The 18,796-nt window shown below is 60.4% G+C and carries 11 protein-coding genes and 4 pseudogenes; 12 read left to right on the top strand and 3 right to left on the bottom strand.

The window, feature by feature from the left end; genetic code table 11:
• Window positions 1-300 precede the first annotated feature (300 nt).
• Window positions 301-715: pseudogene (locus E4191_RS24250) on the bottom strand (recombinase family protein); the annotation flags it as partial.
• Window positions 716-1,227: 512 nt separating this feature from the next.
• On the opposite strand from E4191_RS24250, the gene E4191_RS16810 reads away from it, so the two are divergent.
• From E4191_RS16810 to E4191_RS16800, 3 genes and pseudogenes are all read left to right on the top strand, one after another.
• Window positions 1,228-2,337: an IS110 family RNA-guided transposase gene (locus tag E4191_RS16810; RefSeq protein WP_139615638.1), complete on the top strand. Its 1,110-nt coding sequence runs from the start codon at window positions 1,228-1,230 to the stop codon at window positions 2,335-2,337.
• Window positions 2,338-2,710: 373 nt separating this feature from the next.
• Window positions 2,711-3,943: pseudogene (locus tag E4191_RS16805) on the top strand (IS5 family transposase).
• A gap of 386 nt (window positions 3,944-4,329) precedes the next feature.
• A complete protein-coding gene (locus E4191_RS16800; protein ID WP_139615637.1) occupies window positions 4,330-5,214 on the top strand; it encodes an FkbM family methyltransferase in 885 nt (294 codons plus the stop codon).
• A 95-nt stretch (window positions 5,215-5,309) separates the two neighbouring features.
• On the opposite strand, the gene E4191_RS23850 is transcribed toward E4191_RS16800, so the two are convergent.
• Window positions 5,310-7,592, bottom strand: a complete 2,283-nt coding sequence (locus tag E4191_RS23850; protein WP_176562779.1) for a DUF4082 domain-containing protein — start codon at window positions 7,590-7,592, stop codon at window positions 5,310-5,312.
• A gap of 568 nt (window positions 7,593-8,160) precedes the next feature.
• On the opposite strand from E4191_RS23850, the gene E4191_RS16790 reads away from it, so the two are divergent.
• From E4191_RS16790 to E4191_RS16770, 5 genes are all read left to right on the top strand, one after another.
• The gene (locus E4191_RS16790; protein WP_176562778.1) at window positions 8,161-9,414 is read left to right on the top strand and encodes a sugar transferase; all 1,254 of its coding nucleotides are present in this window, start codon (window positions 8,161-8,163) and stop codon (window positions 9,412-9,414) included.
• 34 nt (window positions 9,415-9,448) lie between these two features.
• Entirely contained in the window at window positions 9,449-10,471 is a 1,023-nt protein-coding gene (locus E4191_RS16785; protein WP_139615635.1) for a UDP-glucuronic acid decarboxylase family protein, read from the top strand.
• On the top strand, window positions 10,468-12,168 hold the full coding sequence (locus E4191_RS16780; RefSeq protein WP_139615634.1) for a glycosyltransferase: 1,701 nt from the start codon (window positions 10,468-10,470) through the stop codon (window positions 12,166-12,168). The genes E4191_RS16785 and E4191_RS16780 overlap by 4 nt, the downstream gene beginning before the upstream one ends.
• Window positions 12,169-12,231: 63 nt before the next feature.
• A complete protein-coding gene (locus E4191_RS16775) occupies window positions 12,232-13,704 on the top strand; it encodes a lipopolysaccharide biosynthesis protein (protein ID WP_139615633.1) in 1,473 nt (490 codons plus the stop codon).
• On the top strand, window positions 13,701-14,681 hold the full coding sequence (locus E4191_RS16770; protein ID WP_139615632.1) for a glycosyltransferase family 8 protein: 981 nt from the start codon (window positions 13,701-13,703) through the stop codon (window positions 14,679-14,681). The genes E4191_RS16775 and E4191_RS16770 overlap by 4 nt, the downstream gene beginning before the upstream one ends.
• Window positions 14,682-14,741: 60 nt before the next feature.
• Here E4191_RS16770 and E4191_RS16765 read toward each other — a convergent pair whose 3' ends face one another.
• Window positions 14,742-15,626, bottom strand: coding sequence for a methionyl-tRNA formyltransferase (locus E4191_RS16765; RefSeq protein WP_176562777.1), 885 nt, complete (start codon window positions 15,624-15,626; stop codon window positions 14,742-14,744).
• Between the two features lie 338 nt (window positions 15,627-15,964).
• On the opposite strand from E4191_RS16765, the gene E4191_RS16760 reads away from it, so the two are divergent.
• From E4191_RS16760 to E4191_RS24880, 4 genes and pseudogenes are all read left to right on the top strand, one after another.
• Window positions 15,965-16,489: an acyltransferase gene (locus tag E4191_RS16760; RefSeq protein ID WP_139615630.1), complete on the top strand. Its 525-nt coding sequence runs from the start codon at window positions 15,965-15,967 to the stop codon at window positions 16,487-16,489.
• Window positions 16,486-17,515: pseudogene (locus E4191_RS16755) on the top strand (Gfo/Idh/MocA family protein). Before E4191_RS16760 ends, E4191_RS16755 begins: the two are co-directional and overlap by 4 nt.
• Window positions 17,512-18,672 carry a DegT/DnrJ/EryC1/StrS family aminotransferase gene (locus E4191_RS16750; RefSeq protein ID WP_139615629.1) on the top strand — a complete coding sequence of 387 codons (1,161 nt, stop codon included), beginning with the start codon at window positions 17,512-17,514 and terminating at the stop codon, window positions 18,670-18,672. Before E4191_RS16755 ends, E4191_RS16750 begins: the two are co-directional and overlap by 4 nt.
• Window positions 18,669-18,737: pseudogene (locus tag E4191_RS24880) on the top strand (NAD-dependent epimerase/dehydratase family protein); the annotation flags it as partial. The gene E4191_RS16750 and the pseudogene E4191_RS24880, both read left to right, overlap by 4 nt.
• Window positions 18,738-18,796: the final 59 nt, after the last annotated feature.

The following is an 18,796-nucleotide window of genomic DNA, read 5'->3' as shown; positions in this document are numbered from 1 at the left end:
TCTACGGCTTTGCGACCCCTTTTCTACGGTTTAAGGCTTCAGATCGACCCATTTGCTACGGGGATTGCACCCAAAAACTACGGATTCAGCGGTTATTTATAAATTCGATCAATGCTTTAACTACCGATGAAGAAGAAGAAAAAAGAAGAAGAAGATTGCTTAAAGGGGTGACATCTAAAGTGTCCCCTAAATGCACAAAGATCGCCCCAAGTTTGAAAGGTGACCGCAGGAATTTGGACCAGTTGTGCGATCCCGGCCAACCGGCAAACGGGGCAAATTTCCGGGCGGTGTGGCTTACGCAGTACGAGCAGCGACGAGTCCGGGAAGGAACAGAAGGCGCTCAACTAGCTCATTAAGGCCGAGCCGGTCACCCAGATACGCGAAGAAGGAGACCTGCAGCGTTAGCTTGTCCGGAAGGCTGGCGGTGTCGATCGGATCCTCGATCAAGCGAAAGAACGCGCTCTTGGCCTCTAGCCGGCTCGATCACCTCCAGCAGGTGCGACAACGAACTTGCCAGCGGATCGATCCGGACCACGACCAACGTCTCTCCATTGCGCATCTCCTCAAGCACCCGTGCCAGCACGGAGTACGCGCCGGTCTCTGCACGACGCCTGCTTCTCAGGGATCCGACCGCAGCTAGCAGCGGTCAGGGCCTATACTTGGGGCAGGGGGTCTGATTTTCGGTAGACACGCGGGCATAGCCAATGACGGGCATGTTTGGATCTGCGCTGCAAATCATGACGAGGCTAATAAACGACCGTTTGTAAACGTAAGCAAGTGAGCCAGCATTGTTCTTATGCCGTGTGTCACTAGCGAATGACGGCCGCTTGCGGGGTATTTGAAGCGCAGGTAGCCAAGCAGGAAGATCCTGAAGCCGACCCTCTCCAAAATACATCAGTGCTCTTCATAAAGCTGCTAAAATGATGGCTGAGGTTATCTTGACACTGCATCGAAACTCAAAAAAAGGCTGCCTCTTCGATCAGATTCGTAAGCGGGCAGAGGTAACTGGGGCAGATTTCCGGGCAGTGTGGTTCAGGCGGGCCGAACGACGACGAGTTCCGGAAGGAACGGGACGCGCTCCTCTGGCCCATTGAGGCCGAGCCGGTCACCTAGACCCCATGATCGCGGTGTGAGGTGACTGGTTCGATGGTCTCTCCCGCGGCATTCTCCTTCGAGGGTTGCGCCAGGCGGGCTGGCGCCGAGCCTCCAGAATGGGAGAGAGACCGAATGCAGGATAGCATTTTCATCGGGCTGGATGTTCATAAGGCGACGATTGCGGTGGCGATTGCGCGAGGCGAACGTGGCGGTGAAGTCCGCCACTGGGGCACGATCCCAAACCGCGCCGATCATGTCCGCAAGTTTGCCGAGAAGCTGGGAGGCGATGGCCGTCAACTCTATTTCTGCTATGAAGCCGGCCCTTGCGGCTACGGTCTGCACCGGCAGCTGACCGAGATCGGGCATGACTGCATGGTCGTCGCGCCGTCGCTCATCCCGGTGAAGGCTGGCGACCGGGTGAAGACCGACCGGCGCGACGCGGTAATGCTGGCGAAGCTGCACCGGGCGGGCGAGTTGACGGCGGTCAGGGTGCCGGATGCCGCGCATGAGGCAATGCGTGATCTGATCCGGGCGCGGGCCACGGCAGTTCGGGTCACCGGCAAGGCGCGTCAGCATCTGCAGGGCTTCCTCCTGCGGCACGGCCGGATCTATCCCGGCAAGAAGGGCTGGACGAAGGCCTACCGGCGGTGGCTGACCACGGTGCGATTTACGCATCCGGCGCAGCAGATCGTGCTGCAGGATTACATCCATGCCGTCACCGACGCCGAGGCCCGTATTGAACGGTTGACGAAGCAGATCGCCGACCTGCTACCGGCCTGGAGCTTGGCGCCGGTGGTCGAGGCCGTGCAGGCGATGCGCGGGGTTGCCTTCATCGTGGCGGTAACGGTGGTGGCCGAGGTCGGCGACTTCAACCGGTTCGACAACCCACGACAACTGATGGCCTATCTGGGGCTGACGCCTTCGGAGCATTTCAGCGGCGCCAGCGTCCGCCGCGGCGGCATTACTAAGGCCGGCAGCGGCCTCGCGCGTAGGGTCCTAATCGAGGGAGCATGGAGCTACCGGATGCAGGCCCGCGTCAGCCGGAAGCTGCTCGACCGGGTCGAGAGCCTGCCGCAGGTGGTGCGCGACATCGCTTGGAAGGGCCAGCTCAGGATGTGCCAGCGCTACCGCCACCTGATGGCAACAGGCAAACCGAAGGTGGTGGCCACCACCGCCATCGCGCGCGAGATGGCAGGCTTTATCTGGGCCATTGCCCGCACAGTTACTCCCGCACGCGCCTGACGCCACACGGAGCCAAAGAGAGAATAACGCTCGATCCTTCCGATGCGTAGGGTTGGGGACGGAACGCGGTGGGGAACCCTCGTGCGTGTTATGAGCCGACACGGTCGACGCTCGCCCTTTAGAGCGAGGCAGCCCCAAGACGAAACCACGGTCATGCGGTAGCCAACCCGCGCATGAGAGCTTGCCAACCGTCGTCTCAGTTCCGTCTCCTACCCTGCGCATCCATACAAGATCGCGCCCGGTCCCGCCGGAAGAAGTGTCCATGAAACAAAGCGTTGACAGCGATCATGAGAGCACGCTGCTGAAAAACCCCACGCTGGACGCTGAAACCGGAACATGATTCACTTTCCTGGCGGTTTGACGGGAGATGGGAATGCGGGGATTGGACGAAACGAGTGGATCGCTGTTCAGCTATGTCGATCTGGAGGAGCGCATCCCCGAGCGGCACCCGCTGCGCAAGATCCGTCAGGTCGTCAACGATGCCTTGGTCAGCCTCGATGCGGATTTCGCGGCGCTCTATGCCAATTTCGGCCGCCCCTCGATTGCGCCGGAACGGCTGATCCGGGCCAGCCTGCTGCAGATCCTGTTCTCGATCCGCTCAGAGCGGCAATTGATGGAGCAGATGCAGTATAACCTCATGTTCCGGTGGTTCGTCGGTTTGGGCATCGACGATGCGGTCTGGGGTGAAGGGCGTCAGCCCTGAACGGGCGAAGCCCCGGGCCGGAGGCCGACGGTGTTTACGAAGAACCGCGACCGGCTGCTCACGACCGAACTGTCGCGCAAGTTCCTTGCAGCGATATTGGTGCATCGCGAGGTGGCGCCCTTGCTGTCGGACGAGCATTTCTCGGCCGACGGCACGCTGGTCAAGGCTTGGGCGTCGATGAAGAGCTTCCAGCCGAAGCCGAACGCGACCCCTCCCGAAAGCGGTGATGGGCCGGACGACGCGCCTTTTCCGCCACCCGCCACCGATGGCCCTGCTTCAACTCCCGCCGAAACGAGCCCCAGCCCCGAGACCGCCCCGATGACCGCAACCAAGCCCAGGGATCGCAATGCCGAGGTCGACTTTCGCGGCCAGAAACGATCGAACGCCACCCATGCGTCGGTCACTGATCCGGAGGCTCGGCTCTACAAGAAGTCGCCCGGCACCGGTGCGAGCCTCTGCTTCATCGGCCATACCCTGATGGAGAACCGCAACGGCCTGATCGTCGGGACCGAGGTGACGCAAGCGGATGGTTATGCCGAGCGGCGAGCCGCTCTCGACATGATCCACCGGCATTCGCCGGGCTCGACCCGGCGGCTGACGCTGGCCGCCGACAAGAGCTACGACTGCGCGGAGTTCGTGAAGGACCTGCGCCGAGCCTGTATCACGCCACATGTGGCGCAGAAGATGCGCTACTCGGCGATCGACGGCCGGACCACCCGGCACCCGGGCTACGCCGTCTCACAGAAACGCCGCAAGAAAATCGAGGAGCCGTTCGGTTGGGCCAAGACGGTCGGGCCGATGGCACAGACCATGCTGCGGGGCATCAAACGGGTGGGCGCCCAGTTCACCCTGACAATGGCCGCCAGCAACCTCGCCCGTCTGCCACGGTTGCTGGCCGAATGAGGCTGCGGGGGGATCCGGGCGTCGCTCGGAGGGGCCGTGAATTGGGGTATCCGCCGCCAATTCTGAAGACCCCAAGGAACGGCGTTCCTGATAGGTGACTAATTCAGCGGCCTGACCTAGATAAGCGAAGAAGGAGAGGCTGAGCTTCCGGTAGGTCTTCACCAACCTGGGCACGACGTCACGTGCCTCGCGGCTATCAGCGCTCATAGTCCCGCCCAAGGTACGGCGCTTGGTTAAAAAGGCGAGCAGATTGTTTTCGGAAGCATTGTGTGGAGCGGGATCTCCAATCTCTCTAGCACTGACGCTTTAGCCATCTGAGAAACCGATACGGGCAAGTTGATGTTCGGGTCAGCGCAGTGCGCCTAACGTGGTATGAACCACGCCGAATGGACGAATTGGGTGATCCCTGGCTTTCAGTATCGTCGGTCATTGTCGATTGGGCGGGCGGAAGCATGAAGACCTCGGCTTTGAGAACGGCCATGGACCTGATTCCGCCCCGACTTCGGGTGGCGAGGCGGGCGATGTGCTCTTGGTACTCCGGTGAGCCGGAGTTGCGGTTGCTTCCCTATCTTATTGATAGCGGGGATTGCGTGCTCGACGTGGGTGCAAACTATGGTGTCTATTCGTGGCATGCTGCCCTTCGGGCGCAGAAGGTCATCGCCTTTGAACCTCAGCCGACACTTGCCCGGTTCCTACAACGGGCGTTCGGATCGCGTGTTCAAGTCGAGCAGACTGCGTTATCTGACAGAACTGGTGAAGTCCTGCTGCGGATTCCAAATGACAGGATGCATGATGGTCTGGCGACGGTTGAGGTGGATAACGACCTCGGCCCGCTGCCAGTGCACGCAGTACGGGTTCCGTGTCGGCGACTTGATGACTATGGTTATGGGCGGATCGGCTTCATGAAAATCGACGTTGAAGGTCACGAACTTGCCGTGATCAACGGGGGGTGGGGTCTGCTCTCGCGCGATCTTCCGCATCTTCTAATCGAAGCAGAAGATCGTCATCGCAAGGAAGCGCTACCCAGCTTATCAAGACGTCTCGGAGAGCTTGGCTATACAGGATTTTTCTTGCGGGGCGAGGCACTCATGACAGTGGATGAGCCGATTGGCGGAAGCGACATAGCTAGCTACGTCTCGCGCAAACGTATCTTCAACTTCGTGTTTTTGGCGCCGCGGTCGCGCCACGAACGTATCATGGCGATGGTGGAAGAGGGGCGCGTACGGCATGGAGCTGCAGTGACAGTCCCTAATCTTGCACATGCTTTATAGCACAACAGGGCACCTACCTGAGGCAGACCCCCACTGCAGCGTCGTTGAACCCAGTGCCGGGCTAGTGGCTTGTCGCAAGCCTCTGGCGATTGCTGTCACCACTCGAAACTGTGCGGCATGCCTTGGTCATGCCACCACGGCGGCGCAAAAATTTGAGGGTCAACGTCCAGCGAGGCGTGCTGATCCTGGACAGGCTCTTCGGCATGCCTGCCGCCATGCAAGATGTCCGGATCGAACGCCTCCTGTTCGCCTTTTGCATCGCTCACAGGCGTAAACACGATCTCATCACCGGTCACATCTGGGTCATCGGGCTGGACAGATCCGCTGTCTGCGTCAGGCCTGAGCATTTCGGCCAAAGGTGTTGCCCGATCGAAAGACTCTGCCGCAGCCGCAGTTTCAGCGGCAGACGTTACCAACTCGTCAGGGGTGAAGACCACGTCGATCCAATAGTTGCTGGACTTGTAGATGCTGTCGGGGAACAAACTAGCCTCTCCGTAGGCATAGACCCCTGCATCGGCATTCACGCTGATAGGTCCGTTGTCGATCCCGTCAGTGAAGTATTCCTTATCCACCGAATAATGTCCCTGTTGCGCATAATAGGATGCAACTCCTACGTCGCCGACGCTGAACGCCACCGGGCGATCCAGAGTCACCTGCTGCCATCCGTCGGTCGTTCCGGTTGCCTGCCCGCGCGCTAGGATATCGCCCTTTGCCGACCACAATGTCACCGGATGGATGCCGTCGTTGCCCGGGCCACGGAAAAATCGGATTGCGGTGACGGTACCGTCTACATCGGCTTGGAACTTCAGCCCCAACTCAACCGCCTGTGGATCTTCCGCAGAGACGACTTCCGGACGAGCCGCAGCATTAAAGAGGGTCGCCGCTTCGGTGTCTGGCACGACGGTCAGCGCAACTGAGGCGATTGCGGTCTCGCCTGCACCATTCGCCACCATGTAGGAAAACCCTGCATCGCCTTGATGACCGGTAGCGGGGCGGAAGGTAACGACACCGTCTTCTAAGCTGACCGTCCCGCCCACGGCACCTGTCACAGAAATGACGGACATATCACTGCCATCAGATGTGGCATCGTTCTTTAGCAACGTCTCGGACAGGATCGTCAGAGCTCCTCCTGTAGACACCGGGCCGAGATCGTTGTCGCGAGTGGCGGGGTTGCTGTCAGATGTGCCCGCGTTAGCCTCGTCACCTGGCGCCTCGTAGGCACCCATGTCGATCGGGCCCTGCGATCTGGGATTCTCGTCCAGATCCTCGGTTGCCTCGCCGCGAGAGGCGCTGCCGGAATCTCGCGCGGGCGAATTTGGGGCAAGCCGGAAGTTAGATGGTGGATCGACGAAGCTCGGATCGACCCCCAGCAAGTTCCCCGCTGATACTGAAGGTGCAGCATTGCCCCCGTCTAAACGCATCGAGACGTCGCCGTCCCGGCCATTGAATGAAAGGTTGTTTAACCATTCGACATTTTCGTTGTTGCCGTAAAAACCGATAGCCGTGTTGTCGGCACTGGCAGATGGATCGGCCACGGCAATGTTGTTGATCCAAGTCGTGCCGTTCGAATCTTGGTTGCTTAGTTCACCGCGCCAGGTGCCTTCATTCGCCTGATCAAGGTTGTTGTGCCAAGCGGTGTTGTTGCGCACGGTGACGTTGTCGCTCCAGTGGACGGCGATCCCCTTGCCGCCGTTCTGGTAGACAAGGTTGTTCTCCACAAGCGTCGGATAGTCGTAGTTGGCATGACCGGCGGTCTGTGTGCTCTGGAAATCGTCGATTATGATCCCGTTGCCGTCGGTGTGGGCCCCATTCTGGGTCACGTTGTCGTAGGAGATGTTGTTGCTGACGATCGTTCTGAAGCCCGGAGTCTCGGTGTCACCGGTGATGTTCCGTGTCTGGTAGAGCGAAATTCCCGAAAACCACCCTCCCCACGCGTTGCCATACGTCGTGTTGCCGTCGATGGTGATGAATTCGGCCCAGTTTGTCTGGATACCGGATTCGCCATTACCGTGGACGATATTGTCGAGGATCTGAATATGGTGGACATCGTTTGCCTCGATCCCGTCACCGCCACCGCTTCCACTGATGTCGAAACCTCGGACCGTTACGTGGTTGGCGCGGATGTCCAAGGCATTCCATGCCCATTCCGGGGGACGAATGAGCGCCGCGCCGGGAGTTTCGGACCGCAACACGATATCGCTGCCCGCGGAGCCGCTTTGGGTGATGGAGACTTGTTCGTTATAGGTGCCGGGCCTGACAACGACTTCGTCACCGGGTTGCAGGGATGCGTCCATGGCATGGCCGATGGACTGCCAAGGGGATTCGGCAGTACCGGTATTATCGTCCGATCCGGTCGGAGAGACGAAATAGGCTGTCATAAAGTTATTCCTGTTCTGTAGTGTGCACCCGCTGTCACGTCCTGACAGTAGGTAATCAATCGGTGCCGCGGGCGACCTGCAGCGGTAGAGCGGCAACCAAACGGACACAAGCGGTCCAAGTGTAGATCCCTAAAATCGCGCGAAATGATGCCCAAGCGTGGCGCAGGACTGGCGGAATTCGTCCTTTATACGCCGTTGGGAGGTGCTGGGACCGCCAGATACACTCTAATAGCTACATATTCTTGTCACCGGTTTCTCTCCTAGCTTTACCTGCGAAGTGCCGGTCAGCGGCAGCCGCCCCACTGGAAGCCTCAGGACCCGTGCCCTGGTGCGGGGGATGCCGGAACAGGGAGGTCGGACGATGGGTCGGGCAGAGATCTTGGGGCATGACATGCGACGGCTACCAGAAGCGCGTCTGGTCGACGCTGCGGAGACTGCGCCTGCGAACGCTTGTGAAGAGCCGGTTATGCTCAGGCCATTGCCGTCCCCAGTCATCCGAGCCTGGGGTCACGCATCCGTCAATCGATCGATGACTTTTTCGGCAGGCGTCCTTGTGGTCGGAGACGCGATGGCGCTGCTGGCTGCGGGATACCTTTTGCTGCAACAGGGTCTGCGCCCACCGGGTCTTTTACCGACGCTTGCCTTGATAGCTGTCGCGCAGATTGTTCTTCTCAATAGTGCCCGTCTCTACCCAGGCTATGGTATCTACCCACACGAATGTCTTCGCCGTCGCATTCTAACATGGGGCAAAGTCGCGCTGCTGACGATCGTCGGCGTCATGCTTTTCACCACAGATTGGATGCTCTGCGCTCTGGTTCTAACCTTCCTTGTGACTGCGCTTGTGCTGCAACTGGCGTTTCGGGCCATGATCCAGTCGCTTTTGCGGCGATGCGGCGTCTGGGGCATGCCGGCAGTGATTATCGCGCAGGGCGAGGATGCGGAGAAGTTCAGGCGGTACTTCGACGAGAATTGGCGGCTGGGCATACGCTGCGCTGAGGCAGTCGAGCCGTTACAAGCCCCTGCCTTCGGTCTGGCGCTACTGGCAGGGGCGGGACCTGGCGACCAGGAGATAGACAGCATCCTGCGCCGCTTCGAGGAGGTGGTGGTTCTGGCTGGAGTTCCGGGCGCTCGGGCAGGGGGCCTGCTGCCTGGAGATGTCCGAGGCGAAATTGGCCTTCGGCTGAGATCGCGCAAGCTAGGTCACGCCCAATCATTCGTCAGCCGATCGCTGGACGTGGCATTGGCTCTTGCTGCACTACCTGTCATTCTGCCGGTGATGATGCTGTCAGCGGTGGCGATCTACGTTGTCGACCCCGGGCCGGTCCTTTACCGGCAGATCCGCGAAGGCCTTGGCGCGCGACACTTCCACATGCTGAAGCTGCGCACCATGTACCGCGACGCAGACCGGCGCCTCGAGGCACTGCTGGCCCAGGACGAGGAGGCGCAGGCCGAGTGGAGCCGCCACTACAAGCTGCGCAACGACCCCCGCATTCTCCCCGGCATCGGCAATTTCCTCAGGATGCTCAGCCTTGATGAGCTGCCGCAGGTCTTTAACGTGCTGAACGGAGACATGGGCATCGTAGGTCCACGGCCGTTCCCGCTGTATCACCTCGACGCCATGGACCCGGCGTTCAGGGCTAGGCGCTGCACAGTCATGCCCGGGATCACAGGCCTGTGGCAGGTCTCTGGGCGCAGTAGTGCAGACATTCGCCGTCAAGAGGAACTTGATAGCTTCTACATCGACAACCGATCGATCTGGATGGACGCCCAAATTATCCTCGGCACGGCTGCGGCCGTCATCAAAGGCGACGGCGCCTATTGAGCCATTGCCTTCTTGTTCGCGAAAAGGAAGTCACATGACACGCAAGCGCATACTGGTCACCGGAGGGGCAGGGTTCCTCGGCTCGTATCTGTGCGAGGCACTGCTGGGGCAGGGGCACGACGTGCTCTGCGTCGACAACTTCTTCACGGGAAGTCGCGACAACGTGCTTCACCTGCTGGACGATCACCGGTTCGAACTGATGCGCCATGATGTGACGTTTCCCCTCTATGTCGAGGTCGACGAGATCTACAACCTAGCCTGTCCCGCGTCGCCGATCCACTACCAGTTCGACCCGGTTCAGACCGTTAAGACTAACGTCCACGGTGCGATCAATGTCCTGGGCCTGGCCAAACGGACGCGGGCGCGGGTATTCCAAGCTTCGACAAGCGAGGTCTACGGCGATCCGGCCGTCCACCCCCAGCCCGAAACCTATCGGGGCAGCGTCAGCCCTATTGGGCCCCGGGCCTGCTATGACGAAGGTAAACGCTGCGCCGAAACGCTTTTTTTCGACTACCACCGACAGTACGGTGTCGATATCCGGATCGCCCGGATCTTTAACACCTACGGACCTCGCATGAACCTGAACGACGGGCGGGTCGTGTCGAATTTTATTGTCCAAGCATTGAAGGGCGAACCAGTCACACTTTACGGCGACGGCTCACAAACCCGGTCTTTCTGCTATGTCGATGACCTAATCGACGGGATCGTCCGTCTTGTCCAATCCCCAGATGTCATCGGCCCAATTAATATCGGAAACCCGGCAGAGTTCACCGTGCGCCAGTTGGCAGAGATGGTGATTGAGATGACAAACTCGACATCACGGATTGAATATCGGCCGTTGCCGCAGGATGACCCGCTGCAGCGCCAGCCCGACATCACGCGCGCACGAATGCAGCTTGGCTGGCAGCCGCGAGTTGCCTTGCGCGACGGGCTTGCTCGCACGATCGAGCATTTTGAAGGCAAGTTGAACAGCGCGTCCCAGAGGATCTATCGACCGCTGATACCTCAAACGTCGATGCCGCTGCCCGTTGCTAATTCGCTGGCGCTGCAGGGATGAGGGTTGCTCCCAACAGATCCAAGCAGGTATTCAGTCGAGAAGATACCAGTACGGACCCGGAGCTATCCACCCGACTTGAGGAATGGCGCCTGGCGGGGTGTGATCTTCTACGCCAGCATCAAGACGAATTCTCCGCCCTCCTGGCGCCAGTCGAATTGGAGATCAAGCGCCACCGCCATGCCAAGGCAGCGGCATTGGCGCAGGTTGCCGCGAACCATGCCGTTCTGTGGCACCCCGGCAGCTTCGCCAGTAGTCGGCTTGACCACCTGTTGTGGCGCCTGGGTTCGGCGGCGCTACCATTCATGGCACCGCGGCCGAAGCGTCCAGCTGGTCCGCTTCGCGTTCTGCATGTCGTGACGCAGGTGTCAGTCATTGGCGGACATGGTCGCATGTTATGGCGCTGGATCGGAGAGGATCGCCAGAACCGTCATTCGATTGCCCTGACACGGCAGACTGCGCCGCTGCCGGAACCCATACTGCGCGCTGTAGCGGCTGCAGGGGGCAGCATTGACTATGTCAATCGCAGGATTGGGGGCATCCTTGATTGGGCGCGGGATCTGCAGGCAGTTTTCGCCAAGGCCGATCTAGTAGTGCTTCATGTGCACAACCAAGACGTCATTCCATTCGTCGCGATGTCTGGGATGGCCGAGCGACCGCCTGTGTTACTGCTGAATCATGCCGATCACGTCTTCTGGGTCGGAGCAGGACTTGTTGACGGCGTAATAAGCACGCGGGTCTCGGGACATCGCCTTAACGTCGACAGGCGCAGTATCCCGTCCGATCGGAACTTCCTGTTGCCACTCTGCCTCGACTTGCCGGCGCCGTGGTCGCGAACGGCCGCAAGACAGGCTCTTGGACTGGCAGAGGAAGACGTTGTCCTGCTAACTGTGGCGCGCGCAGTCAAGTTCCGATCTCTTGGCGGGACAAGCTTCGCTGACGCAATCTGCCCCATCCTGCAAGCGGATCGCCGGGTCCGCCTTATCGTAATTGGCCCGGGCAAGACTGTCGACTGGTCTGCAGCAGAAACACACGCACCTGGGCAGATCACAGTCAAACCGGAAACGGAAGATACCGAACAGTTTTATGCTGCAGCCGACATCTACCTGGATTCCTTTCCATTCCCTTCGATTACCTCGCTGCTGGAGGCCGGGCTGCGCGGCCTGCCTATCGTCACGCGTTACGCCTTTGGTCCGGGGTGCGAGGTCATGGGCGCAGACTCTGTCGGCATGGACACCGGACTGATGCGGGCGAGGAGTCTTCGAGATTTCCGCCACATAATCACGGAACTGGTTGCGAACCAGGATCGCAGGATCGCGCTTGGCCGCCAGACGATGGCCGAGATCCGTCGCACGAACATGGGCGCAACGTGGCGCCAGGAACTTGCCGGAATCTATCAGGCCGCGCTTACTCTGCCGGCGCGGATACCTACGCTACCAGGTAATGAAGAGCCGCGCCTGGACGACCTCGATGCCTACCTGCCCTTTGTCTTCGGCACGGTGCTGACCCGTCCTTCTTCTGCCGCCCGTCTTGCTCATTCACGGGAACTGGGTCTGAAGACAATGCCAGGCCCGCAGAGGCTAGCGGCTTGGGGTGGCATGGCGTTGCGGCAGGAATTCGCCTTCCGGCGCGGCTTGTCATCGGTGCGCAACCTAGTGCCGGAATGGCTGACGGTGCGGCTGCGCATGGCTGCTGGCTGAAAGCTTCTGTTGGCTGTGTGTCATCGCGCCAACGGCGCGCGCGGCATATGAAAGGACAACGACATGGAGAGAATCAGGGTCTCGATGCTGTTTTCGGCGGCGGACAAATATTTGTCCCAAGTGCTGCTTGTGGTCACGACGATGGTGATGGCCAGGCTGCTGACGCCGGCCGAGACGGGCCTCTATGTCATCGCAAACAGCATCCTGATGCTTGCGGACAATCTGCGGACGTTCGGCGTTGGGGTTTATGTAGTGCAGACCCCAGAGCTGCATGCAAAGACGCTGCGCAGCGCTTTTACTGTCACAATGCTGCTTTCGCTGGTGCTGATGGGGGGGCTGCTGCTCTCCGCCGATGCCGTCGCGATTTTCTTTGGCGCTAGCGAGATCGAAGGCCTGCTTCGCTTGGCAGCTTTCGGCTTTCTGGTCATACCCTTCGCCACGCCTATCGTTGCGCTGTTGCAGCGCGAGCTTGATTTCCGCACGCTGGCAATCCTGAACGTTCTTGCCGCCCTGACCAGTGCGACGGTGACGATCACACTAGGGTTTGCAGGCTTTGGACCGGAAAGCTATGTCTGGGGCTTTCTCGCCTCTGGCACCGCTTTGGCTGTCGCGGCAGTCGCGGTCCGTCCCCAGCCTGCGATGTTCCGGCCGTCGCTGGCCGAGGCCCGGCAGATCCTGTCCTTCGGGCTCGTCTCATCTTCAGTGAGCTTGGTCAACATGGCCTACGAGTCGCTTCCACGCCTCATGCTGGGCAAGCTGCTGTCGTTCGAGGCCGTCGGACTCTTCGCGCGGGCGGTCACCGTGTGCCAGTTGCCCGACCGCAGCATTGTTTCGGCCCTGCAGCCCGTGGTGTTGCCGGTACTTGCCGCGCAAGCGCGCAGCGGAGGAGATCTGAAGGCCAGCTATCTGCATGGCTATTTGCTCATGTCCGCAGTGCAGTGGCCGATGCTTGTCATGCTGGTTCTGCTAGCCGAGCCCGTTGTTCTTGTTATTCTAGGACCTCAGTGGATCGAGGCCGTGCCGCTGGTGCGCATGATTGCCGCTGGGACGATGGCGATGGCGCCAGCATTCCTGACCTTCCCGGTGCTCGTAGCTCACGGCCGTATCAGGGACACCTTGTGGTCCAGTCTGATCAGCCTACCGCCATCTGCCATGCTGGTTTTTGCGGCTGGCACCATCAGCATCGAGGCGGTCGCGGCAAGCATGATGATCTTGGCACCATTCCAGATGGCAGTCGCTTTCTGGTTCGTGCGCAGGGCGATCAATGTCGGTTGGCGGGACATGGCGACGGCCTCCCGCGACAGCTTGGTCTTGGCTGTTGCCACGGCGGTGGTGCCGATCACGGTCATCATGATTGGCGGCAATGGCTTCTCCCTGGGCTGGGGACAGTGCCTGATCGCGATAGGCGGGGGTGCCACGGGCTGGGCTACAGCCCTGCGGGTGGTCGGGCATCCGGTCGGCACCGAAATTGGGGCGCTGCGAGCATTGCTTCCTGTTCGCTTCGGTCGCATCCGCAAGCCGGTAGGGGTGGAATGACGATCGATATGGCAGATGCGGCGGTGGATGCGGTTCAGGTGCTGTTCTGCGCGGATCGGCACTATCTGCAACATGCCGCTGTTGCGGCTGTGTCACTAGCCGTCGCCAGCAGCCCTCATCCTGTACACATTCATGTCATGACTACCGAAGACGATCCGGTATCTCGCGAAATGCTGGCCGAGACGCTGCGACCCTTCAGCAACGTGGCTGTCAGCTTTCACAAAGTCGACAGTGGACGCGTCATGGGTGCGCATGTCGACCGATATATCACCAAAGAAGCTTATCTGCGCTTCCTCGCGCCTGAGGTACTTGCCACTACGATCCGGCGGGTGATCTATCTAGACTGCGACCTTGTCGTTCTCGATGACTTGCGACGGCTGTGGGAGATTGACTTGGCAGGCTGCGCGGCCGGGGCAGTCGCAGAATGCGACTGGATGGGCGGCACGACGGAAAACAGGCTGACGCGGCTTGGGATCGCGGCAGATCATGTCTACGTCAATTCGGGCGTCCTCGTAATGGATCTTGACCGCTGGCGTCGCGACCGGCTGGCAGACCGCCTGCTTCGCTTTGCGGAAGCCCAAGGGCCGATGCTGCAGTTTCACGACCAGGACGCGCTGAATGCTGTGCTGCAGGGCGAAATTGCTCTTTTGGACCGGCGGTGGAACGTCCAAGCGCTGATGTTCAGCCGGTGGATGCGGAAGGCGCGGCCGGAGGACCATCGAGCGACTCGCGCGGCTTGCCGCAACCCGGCAATTATCCATTTCACGACAGCTAACAAGCCGTGGAAGTTCCGTGTCTGGACCCGCAAGCGTGCCTTGTATTATCGATACCTGCAGCGAACGGCATGGGGACGCACCGCGCCGCCGTTGCAAGGATTAGCTCGGCTAGAGCACTGGTTGTCGCGGGCTTTCCTTCCGATTGGACTGGACCCCTATGTGATCCTGCCGATCTGGCAGCGGATCAGGCGCAGATTATGACGTCCGCAAAAAGCCGGCCCAGAGGCATATGACTACAAATCCGCGAGCGTCTTCGCAGTTTCAGACAAGCCGGTTCCGAAGCGACCTCAGAATGATATGCTTGGCGTTTGCCAATGCCTCTCCGTCGATATTGCATTCCTCAAGAAGGATCATCCCGTCGGCGGTGGCAATGACCGGGTCACCGGACTGGCCCATACAGACCTGCCCGGGGACCGCCAATAGGTCGTAGGGCGGGGAGAAGGTTCTGGCGCGCCAGATCCGCACCGTCCGCTTCTGATCGAGCGTCGTGAACGCGCCGTCAAAGGGGTGCGAGCTGGCCCGGATGAGCGCCAGGATATCACGACTGCACATCTTCCAGTCAATCCGGGCGTCCTCCGGGCGGCGCGGGAAGGTGCGCAGTGGCATGATGTCCGAATTTTGATCGCGGAAGCCCGTAGTCTTCAGCCTATCGATTGCCTCGCAGAAGGCCCGCGGCACCGTGCGTTCAAGCCAAGCATAGACGTCACCGATATACACATCCTCGTCCAGCGGCATGAAGGTCTTGAACAGCCAAGGTCCGGCATCCAGCGCCGGTACCATCCTGTGGATGGTTAGGCCAATCTGCTGTTCATGGTTCAGGATCGCCCAGTTGGGACAGGCATTGCCGCGATACCGCGGCAGGTCGCCAGCATGGGCGTTCAGGATGCCATGGGGCAGCATCTCGAGCGCCTCGGCCGGGACCAGCGTCGGCCAATTAATCGAGATACATACCTCGGTTCCGGTGTCGCGCCATGCGGCCATCGTTGTGCGAACCGAACCGCCCAACATGAAAGGTGCATCGAAATTCGCAGCAAGGTGTGCGAAATCGGATTGGACTGCATTGTGGTACTGCCCGGTTCCGCAGGTCTGCACAAACGAGATCTGGTGCCCCTGATCAGCCACGGCGCGCGCGGCGTTGACCAGCATTGCAGTTCTGCCCAGTACCCCGACCCGCACTGCACCTTCCCCTGTTGGACCAATCCCGAAAGCATCCATCATGTCAATGCGCAGCCGGCGCAGAGCCGACGGATCTATTTTCGTTTTCGTTCGTGGCTACGCAACCTGATCAAAAGGCGTAGGCGCCGCCTAGCTACTGACCAATGGAGGGTAGGTAGCGTCAAAGGCACAGGCCACACGGGCTTTCCTTTGTGCATCTTCTCCAAGGGGACATCGGGTCATGGCTGAAATGACGTCATCGTCCGAGCGCGGGATCCGCCTAAGAACATAACAGAAGCACATGGCCGCATGTGGCCAGGGAGGATTCGATGCCCATCATGAACTGCATCGTCGGTAAAGATGTCGTCTTCACGCATCGTGAACTCGTCAACATTTATGGATGTGAGATAGGCAATGAAACACGTGTAGGGCCCTTTGTTGAGATCCAGAAGGGCAGCCGCATCGGCGAGCGCTGCAAGATCTCATCACACTCGTTCATCTGCGAAGGCGTGACGATCGAGGACGAGGTGATGGTGGCCCATGGTGTCATGTTCACGAACGAACTGCTGCCTGCTGCCACCACCGAGACGGGGAAGCTGAAGCGCGACGGTGACTGGGATTGCATGCCGACACTGGTCAGGCACCGCGCGGCTATCGGGTCGAATGCGACGATTGTCTGCGGGGTGACCGTTGGTACGGGCGCGCTTGTAGGCGCGGGTTCGGTCGTCACGCGGGACGTGCCCGACCATGCGATCGTTGCCGGCAACCCGGCACGGGTGATCGGCGACGTCCGGCGGCATCCTTGCGTCAACAGCCTGCGAAACGCCGACCCTCGTTCGACGAGTGCGGCATGATCCGGGTCGGTATCATCGGTTACGGCTACTGGGGGCCGAACATCGCACGCGCCGTCGCCGAAAGCGACACGATGAGCCTTGAAATGGTGGCGGATCTTTCGACCGCCGCCCTGGGACGTGCCGGACGCCGGCATCCTGCATCGCGGCTGGTGACGGACTGGCGCGATCTGGTCGCCGATCCTGCGATCGACGCAATCGTGGTCGCGACGCCGGTGTCCAGTCACTTCGAAATCGCCCGTACCGCGCTGCGAGCAGGTAAGCATGTCCTTGTCGAGAAGCCGATGACAGATTCCCCCGTAACCTCAGCGATCCTGGTGGAGGAGGCAGCACGTCGGGGCAGGGTGCTGATGGTGGACCACACCTTCGTCTATACGGGCGCCGTGCGCGCCATCGGCGACCTGATCACCAGGGGCGAGATCGGCGACATCTACTACTATGACTCGACCCGCGTGAACCTGGGCCTGTTCCAACGGGATGTCAGCGTGATTTGGGATCTTGCTGTGCATGATTTTGCCATCATCGATCATCTACTGGACGCCCGGCCCGTGGCCATATCGGCTAGCGGCGCCTGCTTTGTCCCCAGCAGCCCTGAGAACATGGCGCACTTGTCCGTGTTCTTCGACGATGGCGCCATCGCGCATTTGAACGTCAACTGGCTGGCACCGGTAAAGGTCCGCCAAACCATGATCGGCGGCAGCCGGCGGATGGTTGTCTATGACGACATGCAGACGAGCCGAGAAGGTGAAAATCTATGACCGTGGGGTAACCCTGACTACGGATCAGGTGCAGGCGCACGAGCACCTGATCTCGTACCGCATCGGTGACATGTCGGCCCCTGTGGTGTCGGCCCGCGAGGCGCTGGTTACGGAACTGGAGGAATTCGTCCGCTGCATCCAGACGAATGGAACGCCAATTACAGACGGCGCCTGCGGAGCGCGGGTCGTCCAGATGCTGGCGACGGCGACGCGATCGATGGCCCTGCGGGGCCAGCCCATTGAATTCGATTTGGAGCGCATGGCATCATGATTCCCTTCCTGGACCTCTCAGCGCAATACCGAGTCATCGGCTCCGAGATCGAGGAAGCGGTCCTGCGGACCCTCCGCACCGGCACCTATGTGCTGGGAGAGGCGGTAGAGCAATTCGAGCGCGACTTCGCCGCCTATTGCGGCACAAGCCACGCTGTGGCGGTCAGCTCGGGCACTTCGGCACTGCACTTGGCACTTCTGGCCGCGGGTGTCGGTCCCGGTGACGAGGTACTGACCGTGCCGATGACCTTCGTGGCCACCGTCGCCGCCATCCTCTATGCCGGTGCCACGCCCGTCTTCGTTGACGTCGACCCCGACACTTGGACAATGGATCCTGCCAAGGTGGAGGAGGCGCTGACCCTCCGCACGAAGGCCATCCTGCCCGTGCATCTTCACGGCCGGCTGCCCGACATGCACGCGCTTGGCGCCATCGCACGACGCCACGGCCTGACCGTGATCGAGGATGCGGCGCAAGCCCATGGTGCGCAGCGGGACGGTCTCAGAGCCGGCGCGTGGGGTAACATGGGCTGTTTCAGCTTCTATCCGGGAAAGAACCTTGGTGCCTGCGGCGAGGGTGGTGCCGTCACCACAAATGATCCGCATGCGGCTGACATGATCCGGTCGCTGCGGGACTGGGGCCAGAGCGGCAAGTACAATCATGTCAGGCACGGATTCAACTATCGGATGGAGGCCGTGCAGGGTGCGGTGCTGAACGTCAAGCTTCGTTACCTGGACGGATGGAACGCCACGCGCCGCAGCATTTGCCAGCAATACCAAGAAGGGCTTGCCCCTGATTTGGGGCGGCCGGAGGCGATCGGTGACGACCATGCCTGCCACGTTTATGCACTGCGAACAACCGGCCGCGATGTTCTACAGGCCAGGCTGCGGGACGCAGGCATCGCCACCAACTTGCATTATCCCGTTCCTGTGCATCTGCAGCCCGCTTATCGCGGTCTTGGATATCGAGAAGCCGATTTTCCGGTGTCCGAGGCGCTGGCCCGAACCATGTTGTCGCTGCCGCTGTTCGCGGAACTGCCTGTTCGGGACGTCGATCACGTCATTGCCACCGTAAACCGGCTGGTCCTTGCCGAAGAAACGTCAATTCCGCTGCCACTCCTTGGCGCTCGCCCTTATCATGAAGGAGCCTTGCAGGCATGAAGAACATTCTTGTCACGGGCGGCGCCGGCTTCATCGGCTCCGAGGTCGTGAGGCAGCTTGTTGCGACAGGTCATTACGTGACCGTCGTGGACAACCTCGCCAACGGACGGCGCGAAAAACCTGG

The sequence above is a fragment of the Paracoccus liaowanqingii genome (assembly GCF_004683865.2).
GTDB classification, from domain to species: Bacteria; Pseudomonadota; Alphaproteobacteria; order Rhodobacterales; family Rhodobacteraceae; genus Paracoccus; species Paracoccus liaowanqingii.
The sequence above is the reverse complement of the archived record's forward strand: the minus strand, read 5'-3'. Positions and strand labels throughout refer to the sequence as shown.